12 protein-coding genes are annotated in these 17,165 nt (G+C 46.8%); 7 read left to right on the top strand and 5 right to left on the bottom strand.

Features of this window, described 5'->3' with window-relative positions:
• Nucleotides 1-8: 8 nt before the first annotated feature.
• The 3 genes from ACMXI2_RS25725 to ACMXI2_RS25715 all read right to left on the bottom strand — a co-directional run bounded on the left by ACMXI2_RS25725 (nucleotide 9) and on the right by ACMXI2_RS25715 (nucleotide 4,791).
• A complete protein-coding gene (locus tag ACMXI2_RS25725) occupies nucleotides 9-1,613 on the bottom strand; it encodes a pseudouridine synthase (protein WP_483778794.1) in 1,605 nt (534 codons plus the stop codon).
• Nucleotides 1,614-1,670: 57 nt separating this feature from the next.
• Nucleotides 1,671-2,714 (bottom strand): dual-specificity RNA methyltransferase RlmN, encoded by a 1,044-nt coding sequence (gene rlmN / locus ACMXI2_RS25720; RefSeq protein WP_483778793.1) that lies wholly within the window; start codon nucleotides 2,712-2,714, stop codon nucleotides 1,671-1,673.
• A 148-nt stretch (nucleotides 2,715-2,862) separates the two neighbouring features.
• Nucleotides 2,863-4,791 (bottom strand): hypothetical protein, encoded by a 1,929-nt coding sequence (locus ACMXI2_RS25715; protein ID WP_483778792.1) that lies wholly within the window; start codon nucleotides 4,789-4,791, stop codon nucleotides 2,863-2,865.
• A 201-nt stretch (nucleotides 4,792-4,992) separates the two neighbouring features.
• Between ACMXI2_RS25715 and ACMXI2_RS25710 the strand changes: the two genes are divergently transcribed.
• Nucleotides 4,993-6,192: a thiolase family protein gene (locus tag ACMXI2_RS25710; protein ID WP_483778791.1), complete on the top strand. Its 1,200-nt coding sequence runs from the start codon at nucleotides 4,993-4,995 to the stop codon at nucleotides 6,190-6,192.
• Between the two features lie 94 nt (nucleotides 6,193-6,286).
• Here the strand turns inward: ACMXI2_RS25710 and ACMXI2_RS25705 are convergent, their stop codons facing one another.
• Nucleotides 6,287-6,868, bottom strand: a complete 582-nt coding sequence (locus tag ACMXI2_RS25705; RefSeq protein WP_235015960.1) for an RNA polymerase sigma factor — start codon at nucleotides 6,866-6,868, stop codon at nucleotides 6,287-6,289.
• 287 nt (nucleotides 6,869-7,155) lie between these two features.
• Between ACMXI2_RS25705 and uvrA the strand changes: the two genes are divergently transcribed.
• Complete coding sequence (uvrA, locus tag ACMXI2_RS25700; RefSeq protein WP_483778790.1) at nucleotides 7,156-9,975, top strand: excinuclease ABC subunit UvrA; 2,820 nt, start codon at nucleotides 7,156-7,158, stop codon at nucleotides 9,973-9,975.
• An 80-nt stretch (nucleotides 9,976-10,055) separates the two neighbouring features.
• Here the strand turns inward: uvrA and ACMXI2_RS25695 are convergent, their stop codons facing one another.
• A complete protein-coding gene (locus ACMXI2_RS25695) occupies nucleotides 10,056-10,496 on the bottom strand; it encodes a DUF4293 domain-containing protein (protein WP_079471035.1) in 441 nt (146 codons plus the stop codon).
• 145 nt (nucleotides 10,497-10,641) lie between these two features.
• Here ACMXI2_RS25695 and ACMXI2_RS25690 point away from each other — a divergent pair, with 145 nt between their 5' ends.
• The 5 genes from ACMXI2_RS25690 (at nucleotide 10,642) to sucD (ending at nucleotide 17,023) form a co-directional block, all read left to right on the top strand.
• Nucleotides 10,642-12,957: an NADP-dependent malic enzyme gene (locus tag ACMXI2_RS25690; RefSeq protein ID WP_483778789.1), complete on the top strand. Its 2,316-nt coding sequence runs from the start codon at nucleotides 10,642-10,644 to the stop codon at nucleotides 12,955-12,957.
• 304 nt (nucleotides 12,958-13,261) lie between these two features.
• Nucleotides 13,262-14,293: a hypothetical protein gene (locus tag ACMXI2_RS25685; protein WP_079471033.1), complete on the top strand. Its 1,032-nt coding sequence runs from the start codon at nucleotides 13,262-13,264 to the stop codon at nucleotides 14,291-14,293.
• Nucleotides 14,294-14,355: 62 nt separating this feature from the next.
• The gene (locus tag ACMXI2_RS25680) at nucleotides 14,356-15,099 is read left to right on the top strand and encodes an MlaE family ABC transporter permease (RefSeq protein ID WP_483778788.1); all 744 of its coding nucleotides are present in this window, start codon (nucleotides 14,356-14,358) and stop codon (nucleotides 15,097-15,099) included.
• A 2-nt stretch (nucleotides 15,100-15,101) separates the two neighbouring features.
• Complete coding sequence (locus ACMXI2_RS25675; RefSeq protein WP_483778787.1) at nucleotides 15,102-15,914, top strand: ABC transporter ATP-binding protein; 813 nt, start codon at nucleotides 15,102-15,104, stop codon at nucleotides 15,912-15,914.
• Between the two features lie 221 nt (nucleotides 15,915-16,135).
• Nucleotides 16,136-17,023, top strand: coding sequence for a succinate--CoA ligase subunit alpha (sucD, locus tag ACMXI2_RS25670; RefSeq protein ID WP_079471030.1), 888 nt, complete (start codon nucleotides 16,136-16,138; stop codon nucleotides 17,021-17,023).
• Nucleotides 17,024-17,165: the final 142 nt, after the last annotated feature.

The following is a 17,165-nucleotide window of genomic DNA, read 5'->3' as shown; positions in this document are numbered from 1 at the left end:
ATCGGCAGTTATTTTTTAAAGTGTTTCAGCAGGATAACTTCTTTCTCATTGAGGAAGCGCCACTGGCCACGGTTCAGTGTTTTTTTGGTAAGACCAGCATACATTACGCGGTCCAGCTTTTCCACTGTATATTCCAGGTGTTCAAAGATGCGGCGGACGATGCGGTTTTTACCACTGTGAATTTCAATGCCCACCTGTTTTTTATCTTTCGGGTCCACGTAACCAAGTGCGTCTACCAGGGCAACACCATCTTCCAGGGTTACGCCTGCAATGATTTGCTCGAAGTCGGTTTTAGTCAGTGGTTTATCCAGTTCTACCTGGTAAATCTTTTTGATATTGTGTTTGGGATGAGCCAGGCGTTGTGCCAGTTCACCATCGTTGGTGAGCAGCAGTAAACCGGAGGTATTACGGTCGAGGCGTCCTACGGGGTATACCCTTTCGTTTTCTGCGGCGTCCTGGATCAGGTCCATTACTGTTTTGCGGCCTTCCGGATCATCGGTGGTAGTAATGTAGCCTTTGGGTTTATTCAGGAGAATGTACACCAGGTTTTTAGTAGGGGTAATTCTTTTATCCTGCATAGTTACCACATCGCTGCTGGTTACTTTGGTAGCGGGTTCCGTTACCACTTTACCATTTACGGTTACTTTGCCTTCCTTGATCAGGTCTACTGCTTTTCTGCGGGAGCAAAGGCCGCAATGGGCCACAAATTTGTTCAGCGGCATTTCACCGGGGCCAAATATGCTTTCTTTGCCTTCGTTCGTGTGTTCGTGATCGTTAGCGCCTCTTACTTTTGTGCCTTTTTTTTTATCCTGTTTATCGGCGAAGCGTTCGTTGGTTTTATCGAAGAATTTTTTGCGGTTGAAGCCACTGGGTATTTCTTTTCCGCCTTTTTTCTTTTCTCCGTGGAAGTGAAATGCGCTGCTGTCGTCCGTTTTTTTAGCGGCTCCTGCACCGTAGGTACGTTTGCGGGGGGCTCTTTCACGGCTTTCTTCTTTATCGAAGCTGCGTACACGTTCCGGACGTTCGCCATCTTTTCTGAAAGCGCTGAAAGCGCGTTCGCCATCGGGTTTATCTTTCTTGTCTTTAAAGTCGTTGTCGTTGCTGCGTTTGTGGAAAGGCTTTTCGTCTTTGTCGAAACGTTTACGGGCGCCTGGTTTTTCATCGCGGCCGAAGGAACGTTTGTCGTCGCTTTTACCAAAAGAGCGTTTATCATCACTTCTGCCGAAAGAGCGTTTTTCTTCGCCTTTTTCGCCAAAGCTGCGTTTGAATGGAGGTTTCTCTTCGCTGCTGCCGGTGCTGCGTTTGCCGCGTTGAGGTTTATCATTTCCAAAGCTATCGGTAGCTGGGCCTTTTTTGCGGGCCGGTCTGCCGTTGCTGTCGAACGTGCGTTTGCGGAAAGCAGGTTTTTCATCACCGGCGCTTTCGCCACCAAAACGGGGCCTGCGGGATGAGGAGCTGTCGTCAGTGCTGCGGTTATCTTTTGCAGATGCTCTTCCTGGCCTTTCGCCATCAGCGGAGGAGCGGTTGCGGTTGCCTGCTGGTTTGTCGCTTTTACCAAATTTGTTATCCCTTGATGGACCAAACCCTTTTTTAGCAGGTTGTTTTTTCTTCATAAATTATTATTGATTGATGATCATGCGTGCATGACCAATAGGAATATTGTTATAGTATCAGCCTTTATTGGCGAGTTGTCCGCATGCCGCATCAATATCTTTACCACGGCTGCGACGCAATCTTGCATTCACCCGGTTTTTGGCAAGATATTCCATGAACTCTTCTGCTTTTTTGGCGTCCGGCTTTTGGAACCGGGCCATGTCAATCGGGTTATATTCGATGATGTTTACCAGATCAGCAGGAACCTGCCTGTATATTTTAATCAGCTCATCAGCATCTTCTTTTGAGTCGTTAAAATCTTTGAAGAGGATATATTCGAAAGAAATTTCGTTTTCAGTAGCCTTGTAGAAGTAGTTCAGTGCGTCTATCAATTCCTTCAGGTTGTTGGAATCGTTGATAGGCATAATTTCACTGCGTTTCTTATCATTGGCGGCGTGTAAAGACAGTGCCAGGTTAAAGCGTACTTTATCGTCGCCCAGCTGGCGGATCATTTTGGCCACGCCGGCGGTAGAAACGGTAATACGTTTTGGCGACATGCCCAGTCCGTCGGGGGAAGTGATGCGCTCAATTGCCTGTAACACATTCTTGTAGTTAAGCAGGGGTTCGCCCATACCCATGAATACAATGTTGCTCAGTTTCTTGCCGGATGATTCCAGGGCTTGCTTATTAAGCAGCGCTACTTCATCATAAATTTCATCGTAATCGAGGTTGCGTTTGCGCTCCATATAGCCGGTAGCACAAAACTTGCAGCTCAGGCTGCAGCCTACCTGTGAAGATACGCAGGCGGTTTGCCGGCTGTCGGTCGGAATCAGCACACCTTCTACCAGGTGATTATCGTGTAAGCGGAAACGGCTCTTGATGGTACCATCATTGCTTTGCTGTACGGTATCCACCTTTACAGCAGGAAGGGAAAAATGCTCCGTTAATTTTTGTCGTAATTCTTTAGAGAGGTTGGTCATTGCCTCAAAACTCTCAGCATGCCGCAGCCAAAGCCACTCGTATACCTGTTTTGCACGGAAAGGCTTTTCGCCTATTGACCCGAAATATTCCTGTAAAGCCGGTAAACTTAAATGCCGGATATTTTTATTGTCAGACTTCATTATCATTAATTGAGCAATTGGCTGCCTTACGGCAGTCGGAAAGTAGCGGCAAAGATACGTAATATTGGCGTACTGACAGAATGTCCTTTAAAACTGAATGCCACAGCCGTTTCCAGCTGTGGCATCCGTTTATAAAGGCGTATTCGGCTTATTTCATCCAGATAGCGGCAAAATGGGAGGAATTGTCGTATCCCTGGATCCTGAACAGCCGGTATCCCTGGGCTGTAAGGTCGGTGAATTTAGCCTGGTAGTCAGACGGAGTCATATTCATATACGAATAGTATGCCTTGTTCTTCGGCCACCAGAGCCCACCTACGTTATTCTGGCTCCCATTTTCCTCAATGTTTACATTCACTGTCATCAGACCTGCTTTATTTAACTCCTCGAACTTCTTTGTAAAGTCGTTGGTATTCATGCCATAATACATGTAAAACCCTCCGGGATTGCTGCTGCCAAATACCCCGGCATGATAGCGTTTACCGCCGGCGTAGTATACTACATGTTCGGTTACGCGCATTTTCTGCTGTTCTACATAAGTTTTCCACTTGGCGGCATATACTTCGTCTGTAGCATTATGAACGGCGGCAAAGTTTTCATTGCCTTTTTTCTGCCAGATAGCGGTAAACAGCGGATTGCCGGCGTTGTCGTTGGTAACGGAGATTTGCCGGGGAATATATCCTTTGCCATAATATTCGTTGAAATACTGCTGGTACTGGGTGCTGTTCATGTTGATACGGCAATACCAGGCGCCGGGGAGTCCTTGCTGGAAAGAGCCGGATGCGAGGTACTGGTTACCGGATTTATGTACACTCAGCGTTTGCAGCGCCATGCCCATGCCGGTATAGTAACCCCAGTATTGGGTGATATACTGCACCGGTACATTGTGGAAAGAAGGATAGAAAGGTGCAAAGAAGCGGTTAAATCCGCCGTTGGCGCCTATTTCATAGCAGGAGCTGTTACTGCTTTCTGAAGTAGCATACACGCCATAGGGATCTATTTCCATCCAGTCGGCGCCAGTGCCGGGACTTTTCACCCAGAGCATAAAATGCAGGTGGTTGTTGCCGGTATTGGGATTGGTAGGGGTGCCGTCCTGGTTAAGCCCCCAGCCGGCGCCACCAAAGCCTGTGTTACCTGCCCAGGCAATTTGCTGGCCGGCGTATACATAATCTCCTGCTTTTACCTTCAGCTTTTGGGCGTTGGTACCCCACAGTAATGGTGATGGGTTGGGCAGGTTGGCAAATTTTTTATACTTGGTATCGCGGGCGTCTTTGTTGTTGGGGTCATTCACTTTAATGACTTTCGCGTTCGCTACATCATGATCAAAACCGCCACGGAGGTGGAAGTAGCCGGTACGGTAGGATGTTCCGTCTGCCGCTTTATGTTCTATGATCACCACATTTCCGAAGAATGGGTCCCACATGGCAGTCACTACTTTTCCGGCGGCGGAAGCGTATACGCCAAAGGTGGGGTCGATGCCTGGGCCGTAGGCGTCGCTGGTTTTGAGGTAATCTACTGAGCCGTGGCCATTGCCGTTATCATATTTCCAGGCGCCTGCCGGGTATACTTTGCTGTTGGTATACGGGAGGAAGAAAGGAACTTTTGGCGACAGGCTGCCGGCAAAGGTGCGGGCATCGTTTTCGTTGCTGAACACTGCTGCCGGAGAGGCGTACATCAGGCTTTTATTGGCTACTTCATCTTTGATGGAATAGCTGCAGCAGCCGATGGTTACGGTCGGAGGCGTGCAATAGAGGGGTGCGTTAACTTTTTTAACGGTTATCACTTTGTCCGGCAGCAACTGGAGGTTATCGATATTGATTTGCCGTGTGGTATTGTCTGCAGCCAGGTTCCATTTAGGGGCGGCGCGGAGATTTCTTACGTTTACGGCGCCACGGGGTGTTGCTACCTGCCGGGAAGGTTCCAGGCCTTCCATGATTTTGGCGGTGGGTTTAATGGGTCTGTACAAAAGTTCGGAGAGGTTCGCCTCATTTTCGCCCGCGGGTTGTTGGGCTTTCACAATTACAGGTGTAGTGCTGAGCAAACAGATTGCCAGCCACACCACGCTACTTAGGTGTTTCATTTTTGGGGTTATTTTTTGATAGATTTAATGACAGCGGCAAAACTAGGCCCGGCAGGGGGAGGAGTCAAGCAACAATTACTGAAAGGCGGAAATAGGGTTATATCTGGCGGTTTTTGCGAATTCCTGTACAGAAGGGGGATGATGTTTTATTGGTTGAGTTGGCGGGATGTGTTTTATTTGCATATAAACCAAAACAACCACATGCAAGTTGCATATATTGTAGATGCGGTGCGTACGCCGATAGGCCGTTACGGGGGCGCATTAAGTACTGTCCGCCCGGATGATCTGCTGGCTCATCTGCTGAAGGCGTTGATGGAAAGAAATCCTTCTCTCGATCCTGCTGTAATAGAAGATGTAATTGCCGGCGCTGCCAACCAGGCCGGTGAAGACAACCGGAATGTGGCGCGTATGGCCGCATTGCTGGCTGGTTTGCCGGTAACTGTAGCTGGTAATACCGTAAATCGTTTATGCGCTTCCGGTATGCAGGCGATCATGGATGCCGCCCGTGCGGTGATGTGTGGCGAAGGAGACGCGTACCTGGCCGGCGGCGTGGAAAGCATGACCCGTGCGCCTTTTGTGATGAGTAAATCCGATGGTGCCTTCAGCCGTAAAACTGAGATGTATGATTCTACTATTGGCTGGCGGTTTACCAATAAAAAACTGGCCGATATGTACTATCCTTTTTCTATGGGGGAAACGGCAGAAAATGTGGCGAACCAGTGGAATATCGGCCGGGAGGAGCAGGACTTTTTTGCGTTAAGAAGTCAAACACTTTACAGGCAAGCCCTGGATGCCGGTAGATGGCAGGATGAAATTATCCCGGTACCCATCACTCCAAATAAAGAAGAGCAGGTCATTTTTTCAAAAGATGAACATCCGCGCGATACCACACTGGAAAAGCTCTCCGGCTTACGCCCTGCCTTTGCAAAAGGCGGCTCTGTTACAGCCGGTAATTCTTCCGGTATCAACGATGGCGCAGCGGCGGTATTAATTGTATCTGAAAAAGCGTTGAAGCAGTTTAATCTTCAGCCGCTGGCGCAAATAAAAAGTATGGCAGTAGCGGGAGTAGATCCTTCTGTTATGGGAATAGGCCCGGTGCCGGCATCACAGAAGGCTTTGCAGCGTGCGGGTATTACGGCGGACCAGCTGCATCTGGCAGAACTGAATGAAGCCTTTGCGGTGCAGTCGCTCGCCTGTATGCGCGACCTGGCGTTAAATCCGGATATCGTGAATGTAAATGGGGGCGCTATTGCTATTGGGCACCCGCTGGGGTGTAGTGGCGCGCGTATTACGGCTACGCTGCTGCATGAAATGAAGCGAAGGGTAGGAGCTAAATATGGTTTGGCTACCATGTGTGTAGGAGTAGGGCAGGGCGCTGCTATGGTGTTTGAGCGCGTGTGAGCGGGGGGATCGCCTTCGGCGATCCCCCTAAAATAGCGAGCGGTCGGACATTACATCCGGCCGCTCGTTGCTGGCAAGCAAAAAAAAGGGTTCCTCATAGACAGATTTGTTTCTCCGTCATCATTTTCCGGAGATTGATCAGACCGTAACGCATCCGACCTAATGCGGTATTGATACTCACTTGCGTGAGATCGGCAATTTCTTTAAAGCTTAATTCTGCATAATGTCGCAGGATGATTACTTCCCGCTGTTCTTCCGGCAGCATGTCCAGCATTCTGCGAACACGGTCATGACTCTGACGGGTAATGAGCTTTTCTTCTGCACAGCTGTCGCTGAAGCCCAGCACATCAAAGATATCTTTGTCATCTCCGGTCCTGATCATTGGTGTACGTTTGATCTTCCGGAAATGATCCACGCACAGGTTATGCGCAATGCGCATTGCCCAGGGTAAAAACTTCCCTTTTTCAGTATAACGTTCGGCCCTGATGGTGTCAATAATCTTAATGAAGGTGTCCTGGAAAATATCTTCCGCGAGGAATGAATCTTTAACCAGTAACAGGATAGAAGTGAACACCTTATCTTTATGACGGTGAACCAACTCTTCTAATGCGGAAGAATGCCCCTTTTTAAAGAGGGTAATCAACTGCTCATCGCACAATTTGTACATTACTTGCATAAACTTCTACAACTAGGCGGGTTAGTAAATAAATTACAGACTTTACAGCCAGTTTGGTTGTTTTAATTAAGTAGAGTTTAGGCGATATTGAACAGTTTTAGTTAATGATGATTTTTGGATTATCCAGCGAGATAGATCTGGCCCTATGCAAATATAAAAGATTAGTTCAATAAAACAAATAATAAAAAATAGCTTTCAGCGCTTAGGGATTAGCTTTTAGCGTATTGCGGACATCTATAAAAAGCAAGCTGCCGAACTAATATCTTTTCCCTTAAATTTGTTCTGTCATGGCAACAAAAGTAAAGAAACAAACAAGCATAATTGATCCTCAGGATGTTAGCCCACAGGACCAGATTTTCATAAAAGGAGCCAGGGTACATAATCTTAAGAACGTAAGCGTCTCCATTCCCCGCAGTAAGCTGGTAGTTGTTACTGGTGTGTCCGGTTCCGGGAAATCCTCCCTCACTATGGATACGCTGTATGCGGAAGGCCAGCGCAGGTATGCCGAAAGCTTAAGTTCTTATGCCCGCCAGTTCCTGATGCGGATGAACAAACCGGATGTGGACTACATCAAGGGGATTTGTCCTGCGATTGCGATTGAGCAGAAAGTGATTACACGTACTCCCCGTTCTACCGTGGGATCGATGACGGAAATTTATGACTACCTGCGGTTGCTGTATGGAAGGGTGGGTAAAACCTATTCCCCTATCTCCGGAAAACTGGTAAAAAAACATGAAGTAAGTGATGTGGTAGATTATATCACCAAACTGAAAAATGGCACAAAAGTGTTACTCCTTGCTCCTTTCCGCAGGCATGCCAAAAGAGAGGTAAAAGAAGAGTTGAACATCCTGGTGCAGAAAGGGTTTTCCCGTTTATACATGCCCGGTAGTGAAGGCGCCGGTCTGGTACGTATAGAGGAACTGCTGGAACAGAAAAAAATAACGGTGCCCGACAATGCCTGGGTACTCATAGATCGTTTGGTAGCAAAGGATTTTGAGGAAGATGATAAACATCGTATAGCCGATAGCGTACAAACGGCCTTTTATGAAAGTGAAGGCGATTGTTACGTGGAAATTGATGGTAAGGAGATGCAGCATTTTGCCAACCGCTTCGAACTGGATGGTATTCAGTTTGAAGAACCGGTGCCCAACCTGTTCTCTTTCAATAATCCATACGGCGCATGCCCTACCTGCGAAGGTTTCGGACAGGTGCTGGGCATCGATGCCGACCTGGTGATCCCCGACAAACGGTTGAGCGTATTTGAAGGCGCCGTAGCCCCGTGGCGTGGAGAAAAAATGGGCGAATACAAAGAAGCGCTCATTAAAACCGCGCGTAAATTTGGTTTCCCGGTGCATAAGCCTATCGCAGAACTTACCGATGAACAGGTGAAATTACTCTGGACCGGTAACGAACACTTTTACGGGCTGAACGAGTTCTTTAAAATGGTGGAACAAAACCTGTATAAGGTGCAATACCGCGTGTTACAGGCCCGCTACCGCGGACGCACCATTTGCCCGGATTGTGGCGGCGGACGTTTACGCAAAGAAGCGCTTTATATAAAAGTAGGCGACCGCAGTATCGCCGAACTGGTAGATATGCCGGTGTCTAACCTGAAGGAATGGTTCGACAACCTGCAACTCAATGAGTTTGAACAACAGATCGGGAAGCGTATCCTGCTTGAAATTAATCACCGGATTAAAACCTTACTGGATGTAGGTTTAGGATACCTTACCCTGAATCGTGTGGCCAATACCCTCAGTGGTGGCGAAAGCCAGCGTATTCAGCTTACCCGCACCCTGGGAAGTAACCTCACCAATTCCATGTACATTCTTGATGAACCCAGCATAGGACTGCATGCACGGGACACCCACCGCCTGATTGCGGTGCTGAAAGAACTGCGCGACCTCGGTAATACGGTGGTAGTAGTAGAACATGATGAGCAGATGATGGAGGAAGCCGACTATATCATCGATATGGGACCACTGGCGAGTCATCTGGGCGGTGAAGTTATTTTTGAAGGGACCTATCCGCAGATATTAAAAGATGGTAAAAGTCTTACCGGCAAATACCTCAGCGGTCAGTTTACTATTGATCCGCCGGCGAAAGTACGCAAATGGAAAAAAGCGATTACTGTTGAAGGCGCCCGTCAGCATAACCTGAAAGACATTACTGTTGATTTTCCTTTACAGGTGTTAACAGTAATCAGTGGTGTGAGCGGATCGGGCAAAACCACGCTGGTTAAACAAATCCTGTATCCTGCGCTGATGAAGCTGAAAGGTGAATTTGCGGAAAGGGTAGGGAATTATAAAGCGCTCAAAGGGGCGCTGGATGATGTTACACAGGTGGAGATGATTGACCAGAACCCAATTGGTAAATCGTCGCGTTCCAACCCGGTAACTTATATCAAAGCGTATGATGAGATCAGGGATTTGTATTCCAAACAGCCGCTGAGCAAGATGCGCGGCTTCCAGCCAAAACATTTCTCCTTTAACGTAGATGGCGGCCGTTGCGACGCATGCAAAGGCGAAGGGGAAGTGATTGTAGAAATGCAGTTCCTCGCAGATGTACATCTCACCTGCGAAAGCTGCGGTGGTAAACGCTTTAAAGACGAAGTACTCGAAGTAACCTATAGAGGAAAAAATATTTACGAAGTACTGGAAATGGGAGTAGACGAAGCACTGGATTTTTTCAGAGAGGAAAAAGATGTGTGCAACAAAATACGCCCGTTGAGCAGTGTGGGACTAGGATACGTAAAACTCGGACAAAGCAGTGATACGCTGAGTGGCGGCGAGGCGCAGCGTGTAAAGCTGGCTTCTTTCCTGGGTAAGGGAAAAGCCCAGGGGCATATCCTGTTTATTTTCGATGAACCTACTACCGGTCTGCATTTTCATGATATTAAAAAATTGCTGGACTCCTTTAACGCCCTCATAGAGCAAGGGCATACCGTGCTGGTCATTGAACATAACCTGGATGTGATTAAGAGTGCCGACTGGGTAATTGATCTTGGACCTGAAGGCGGTGCTGGTGGAGGTAATTTACTGTATGCCGGCGTGCCGGAAGGATTGAAAAAAGTAAAAGAAAGTTATACCGGGAAGTTCCTGAAATAAGGATATAGATCTAAAAAAAGCCATTGTCTTTACACATGTAAAGACAATGGCTTTTTTATGCGGAGGACTTTATATCCTGTTTATCTGAGTCTGTCCAGTGATTTGATCAGTTTCTCATCTTTATAAATTCCCCTGGCGGCGAGGAACAAAAGTATGATGACAACGATAGGTAAGAAAGATGCGGGCAAATAAGACGCCGAGGTAATGGTAATGCCACCGGTGTTCAGTTTATTAGCCGTTTGCTGCACCACATAATATTGATATGCCAGCGCTCCGAATCCAAAAAGAATGTTAAATATTGTCAGCCGGAACTGCAGTTTACGTTTCTTAAAAAGGAAAATGGTGACGAGGGCCAGCAGGATAATAATGATGTACAGTACAAACAGGAGATAGTTGCTGGAGGCGTTTACAGATTGTTTTACGCCATTGGAAAGGGTGGCTCTCCACAAATCGAAAGACAGAGCAGCAGCGCCTGCGGCGGCAGCCAATAGCAGATAGAGACTCTGGATGCGTTGTATCATGATATTTACGAATGTTTAACGCTGTAAAAGTAAGTAATTTTAATGGTTAGCATGCGTAATTATGAGCCGATATCCCACTATTTGGGTGGCAGCCCTTAATTCAATACTTCGTATATTGCACGCCCAATAACAATCTTATATTTATATGGCAAAGAAACTGAATAAGCAGGATGCGTTGGATTATCATGCAAAGGGCAGGCCGGGCAAAATAGAAGTCATACCTACGAAAGACACAAAATCACAATGGGATCTCTCACTCGCATATTCTCCCGGAGTGGCAGAGCCATGCAAAGAAATTTTCAATGATGTAGAAAACGTTTACAAATATACCGCGAAAGGCAACCTGGTGGGCGTTATCAGCAATGGTACCGCTGTATTGGGCTTAGGAGATATTGGCCCTGAAGCCGGTAAGCCGGTGATGGAAGGGAAAGCAGTATTGTTTAAAATATTCGCTGATATTGACGTATTTGATATAGAGCTGGACGCAAAAGATCCGGATACCTTTGTGGCTGCTGTAAAGGCGCTGGAGCCTACTTTCGGAGGTATTAACCTGGAAGATATTAAAAGCCCAGAGTGCTTTGAAATCGAAGACAGGCTCAGGAAAGAACTGAAAATTCCGATCATGCACGATGATCAGCATGGTACGGCCATCATTTCCTCTGCCGCATTGCTGAATGCACTGGAACTGGTAAAAAAGAAAATAGAAAAAGTAAAAATAGTGGTAAATGGCGCAGGAGCCGCTGCTATGGCCTGTGTAAAGCTGTATGTGGCATTGGGCGCCAAACCGGAAAACTTTATCATGTTTGATAAAGACGGCGTATTGAATAAAGACCGCCAGGATCTTTCCGACAGACATAAACAATTCACTACCAGCACAAAAGTTAAATCACTGGCAGAAGCCATGAAGGGAGCGGATGTGTTCCTGGGCTTATCTGTAGGGAATGTGGTGACAGCCGAAATGATCAGGAGCATGGCTAAAAGCCCGATCGTGTTTGCAATGGCAAACCCCGACCCGGAAATTGCTTACGAAACAGCCATCGCGGCACGCCCGGATATTATCATGGCTACCGGCCGTTCCGACTATCCCAACCAGGTGAACAATGTACTGGGTTTTCCTTACATTTTCCGTGGGGCCCTCGACGTGAGAGCCACACAAATTAATGAGGCCATGAAACTGGCCGCAGTAAGGGCTTTGGCCGATATGGCAAAGTCGCCGGTACCGGACATCGTAAACCTGGCCTATAACGAAAGAAATATTTTCTTCGGGCCCAAATATATTATTCCTAAACCACTGGACCCACGCTTGCTCAGCATAGTAGCGCCTGCTGTAGCCAAAGCCGCAATGGACAGCGGTGTGGCGCATCACCCCATTACCGATTGGGAAGCATACCGGAATGAACTGAATCACCGCCTCGGACTGGATAATCAGCTTTTCAGGATTATTGGTACCAAAGCCCGCCGCGACCCGAGGAAGGTTGTTTTTGCGGAAGCAGATAACCTGAAAGTACTGAAAGCCGCACAGGTAGTGAATGACGAAGGCATTGCCTGCCCGATCCTGTTGGGTAATGAAGCCCGGATCCGCGAGCTGATGCTGGAAAACGCCATCGAAATTGATGATGTGGTGATCATAGATCCGAAAAGCGAAGAGATGAAGGAAATGCGTCACCGCTTCGGAGATCTGTTTTTCCAGAAACGCCAGCGCAAAGGCCTGAACCTGTACGAAGCGCGTAAAATTATGCGGGAACGTAACTACTTCGGCTGTATGATGGTGGAAACCGGCGAGGCAGACGCACTCATTTCCGGCCTCACCCGTAAGTACCCCGATACCATCCGTCCGGCTTTGCAGGTAATTGGTATGGAAGAGGGCGCGAAACGTGTAGCCGGTATGTATATCATTCAAACCAAACGCGGACCTTTATTCCTCGCAGATACCACCGTCAACTTCAACCCTACGGCAGAAGAACTCGCGGACATCACCATGATGGTAGCGAAGGAAGTAAAGCATTTTAATATGACGCCGCGTATTGCCATGCTGTCGTATTCCAACTTTGGCAGCAGCCAGACACCGGAAGCGCAAACCATGAGCAAAGCCCGGGAAATAGTAAAACAACGTGATCCTTCCCTCATTGTAGATGGAGAAATCCAGGCAGCAATGGCTTTTAATAAGGAAATTCTGAAAGATAATTACCCGTTCACAGAGTTACTGGAAGAAGAAGTAAACACCCTCATCTTCCCTAACCTGGCCGCTGGTAATATCGCCTATAACCTGTTGCAGGAAGTGGCCGGATTTGACGCCATCGGTCCTATCCTGTTGGGAATGAAGAAGCCGGTGCATATTCTCCAGCTGGGCAGCACTGTAAGACAAATTGTGAACATGGTGAACATCGCCGTGGTAGACGCCCAGGAAAAATGTTGCAGGGACGCAAAAGAAGGGAAAGACAAGAAGAAGAAAAAGAAGTAGACCGCCGCGGATTTTGTCTTTCCCGCTGATTACACTGATTTTACTGATTAGCTAGATTTTTGTTTTTGGATTTTTTTATGATTAATAAGGATTAAGGGAGATAATAGCGAATATATCCGCTTTTATCTCCCTTAATCCTTATTAAACCAAAAAAGTAAAATCAAGCTAATCAGCGTAATCAGCGGGAAGGACAAAATCCGCTATATTCGCTATTATCTCCCTTAATCATTTATAAAATCAAAAAAATAAAAATCAAGCTAATCAGTAAAATCAGCGTAATCCTGAGAAAGACAAAATCCGCTATATGCAAACTATTTCCCGAAAGAAGATATTTTTTCCGATCAACTCCGCTTTCCGCAATTACCTTAAAATGTATGAGCGGGAAGTGAAGCTGCCTATATCTTACGAGGAGTTGCGGTATTATGATCAGGCCATATCGGTGTATGACAAGGAAGGGAAAGATACTTTGTGGGAAACCGTATTTTATCCCCAGAGTATGGTGGGCTCCATCCATGCGGGGTTAAAACGGGTGTACTCCATTCTGAAGGCCGGTGGCGACCAAACGGCGGAAGAGCACCTGCATATTGAGCGGATCGATTACTGTACTTTCGGGAATTCCCATCCTTTCCGGATTAAGATTGTTAATAATTACAACGAAGTATACGACTATTTTTATATCAAGATTGCCGATGCCTCCCGTATTTATGGCCTGGAACTGGAGCATATTTTATCTCCCTACTGGATGAACTTCCTGATCGATGGTAATACCCTCGTGGAAGAACATATCGCCGGGGTGCCGGGCGATCAGTTTATTCTGCATTACCTGAACAGGCCGGAATTTAACCCGAAACGTATCGCCAAGGAATTTGTAAAGTTCAATGAACGGTGCTTTGTCCGGCTGCTGGGCGACATGCGTTCCTATAATTTCATTTTTGATATTACCCCGGACTTTGATGATGTACAGTTCCGTATCCGCGCCATTGATTTTGACCAGCAGTTTTACGAAGGCAGGCGCACTTTATATATGCCGCAGTACTTTAAAGAGAACCGGGTATTTGTGGACCTCGCCATTAAACATCTCAATGCAGAAGTAGTAAAACAGTATCAGCAGGAAGAACGTGCGGTAATTGCCCGTCGTATTAAAGTGCAGCGGCACCGCATCAAAGACCTGCGGGATGTGATCATGACAGATCGCGTTTCTTTCCCTGAAAAGATCCAGCAGCTGGGGGATGAGCTGGCGGAATATTATCATGATGCCGTATTTTCCCGTTGTAAAACGATGGGAGAGATTATTGAGCGTAGCCTGAAGCGTTTACTGGTGAGTAGTTTACGTTAAGCCCTGCATTAAATCTTAAATTAGGATATGATTGAAAAAATCCTTCCTATCTTTGATCAGTTATGGAGTTCAAATTCTTCTATCATTTCGGAAACTTCCTGCTCATGCTCAAAGGCATGTTTTCCCGCCCGGAAAACATGAAGATGTACTGGAAGCAATTTATGCAGCAATGTGTGGATATCGGCGTAGGGTCGTTTGGGATAGTATTTATTATTTCCCTGTTTATGGGAGGGGTAACTACCTTACAAACGGCGTATCAGCTGGTAAGCCCTATCATTCCAAAAAGTACCATCGCGCAGGTGGTAAGAGATACTATTATCCTGGAATTTGCGCCAACGCTTACCTGTATCGTACTGGCGGGCGTAATCGGATCAAAAATAGCCTCAGAACTGGGTAACATGCGGATCTCTGAACAGATTGACGCCCTTGAAATTATGGGGATCAATACTAAAGGATACCTGATAGCGCCTAAAATTATGGCCGCAGTGCTGATGATACCGGTGCTGGTAGCCATTGCGGGTTTCCTGGGTATCTGGGGTGGCAAGGAAGCAGGGGTGCTTTCGGGCATTATTTCTGCCGAGCAGTTTATGCAGGGGCTCCGGCAGGAGTTCAAGGCATACAACGTATTTTTTGCGATGGCCAAATCCTATACTTTCGGGTTTATTATTGCCAGCGTATCTGCTTATTACGGCTATAACGTAACCGGTGGCGCACTGGAAATAGGTAAAGCCAGCACTACTGCCGTAGTGGTGAGCTGCGTGCTGATATTATTCATGGACTACGCATTAACGGCCATATTACTGTAATCATGATTGAACTGCAAGACATAAAAAAGGGTTTTGGGGATAAGGAAATACTGAAGGGCGTATCAACAATAATGGAACCCGGTAAAGTGAATCTCATCATTGGCGCCAGCGGTAGCGGTAAAACTGTGATGATGAAGTGCATTGTAGGACTGATGGGCGTTGACGATGGTAAAGTATTGTACGATAAACAGGACTTTACCGCGATGGATGAAAAAGAGAAGAAGGTAATACGCCAGGAAATAGGCATGCTGTTCCAGGGGTCTGCCCTGTTCGACAGTATGACCGTTGAACAGAATGTGATGTTTCCCCTGGAAATGTTTGGTAAAGGCACCCTGAAAGAGAAAAAAGCCAGGGTAGCAGAATGCCTCGAAAGGGTGCAGCTGAAAGAAGCCGCTAAAAAGTTCCCTGCTGAAATCAGCGGCGGGATGAAGAAAAGGGTGGGCATTGCCCGTGCCATTGTGCTCAACCCGAAATATCTTTTCTGCGATGAGCCCAACTCCGGTCTGGACCCGCAAACCTCCCTGCTTATTGATAAGCTCATTACAGAACTCACCCAGGAATACAATATTACTACGGTTATTAATACCCACGATATGAACACCGTAATGGAAAGCGGCGACCATATTGTATATATGTACCAGGGCCAGAAACAGTGGGAGGGTAGTAATAAAGATATCGTATTCAGCAAGGACCAGAAATTAAACGACTTCATTTTTGCTTCCGAGTTCCTGCGGGAAGCGAAAGAAATGCGGCAGCTGGAATTATTTAAAGACGGAAAATGGCGGGAGCAGCTGAAAAAGGAACAGGGAGAGTAGTAAAGTATATGATTATCAGTAAAAAAGATAATATATAGTATTTAGATCTGTTATTATTGGCACTGCTGGCTTGCGAACACTCCTTATTTGTTGCCAATTATTTTCCAAACCAATTGGTAGCTTTATCTTAAAGGCACTAAATTGCAGAATTATGGAAATCGGCTTATTTTTGCCGTCCAGAAGAATCAGACATATAATATTAAACCAATAAAACAAGCGCGATGAGTGTTTTAGTTAATAAGGATAGCAAAGTGATTGTTCAGGGATTTACCGGTACTGAAGGTACTTTCCACGCTACACAGATGATCGAATATGGTACCCAGGTAGTGGGTGGTGTTACACCCGGTAAAGGTGGCAGCACACACCTGGAACGCCCGGTGTTCAACACGGTAGCCGATGCCGTAAAGGCAACCGGTGCAAATGTTTCTATCATTTTTGTACCTCCTGCATTTGCAGCTGACGCCATCATGGAAGCTACCGAAGCTGGTATTGCTCTGGTGGTATGTATCACCGAAGGTATTCCTGTACAGGATATGATCAAGGCGAAGAATTTCCTGCAGGGTACAACTACCCGCCTCATCGGACCAAACTGCCCTGGTGTTATCACTGCAGATGAAGCTAAAGTAGGTATCATGCCTGGCTTTATCTTCAAAAAAGGTAAGATCGGTATCGTATCCAAATCCGGTACTTTAACTTATGAAGCAGCCGACCAGGTAGTAAAAGCTGGCTTAGGCGTTTCTACCGCCATCGGTATTGGTGGAGATCCTATCATCGGTACCCCTACCAAAGATGCTGTGGAACTGCTGATGAACGATCCTGAAACAGAAGGTATCATCATGATCGGTGAAATTGGTGGCAGCATGGAAGCGGAAGCCGCCCAGTGGATCAAGGCAAACGGTACTAAACCGGTAGTTGGTTTCATCGCCGGCCAAACCGCGCCTCCGGGACGCCGTATGGGGCACGCAGGTGCTATCATTGGTGGTGCTGAAGATACCGCCGCTGCAAAAATGAAGATCATGGCAGAATGTGGTGTTCACGTAGTAGAAAGCCCTGCCAACATTGGTAAAACAATGGCAGAAGTATTAAGTAAAGCAGCAGTCCTGGCATAATTATCTGCCGGTAAAATTATATAAGGTGAAAAGTGAAGGAGAGCTATTCCAACACTTTTCACCTTTTTTTGTTCCCCTTTATGGAAACCATGCCCGCACCGGCATCCTCAGTAAAAAAAGTAACTTACTGTAAATAACGATC

The sequence above is a fragment of the Chitinophaga sp. G7 BAM 1005 genome, from assembly GCF_057126945.1.
Note: the sequence above shows the minus strand (reverse complement) of the source record. Positions and strands in the feature narration are given on the sequence as shown.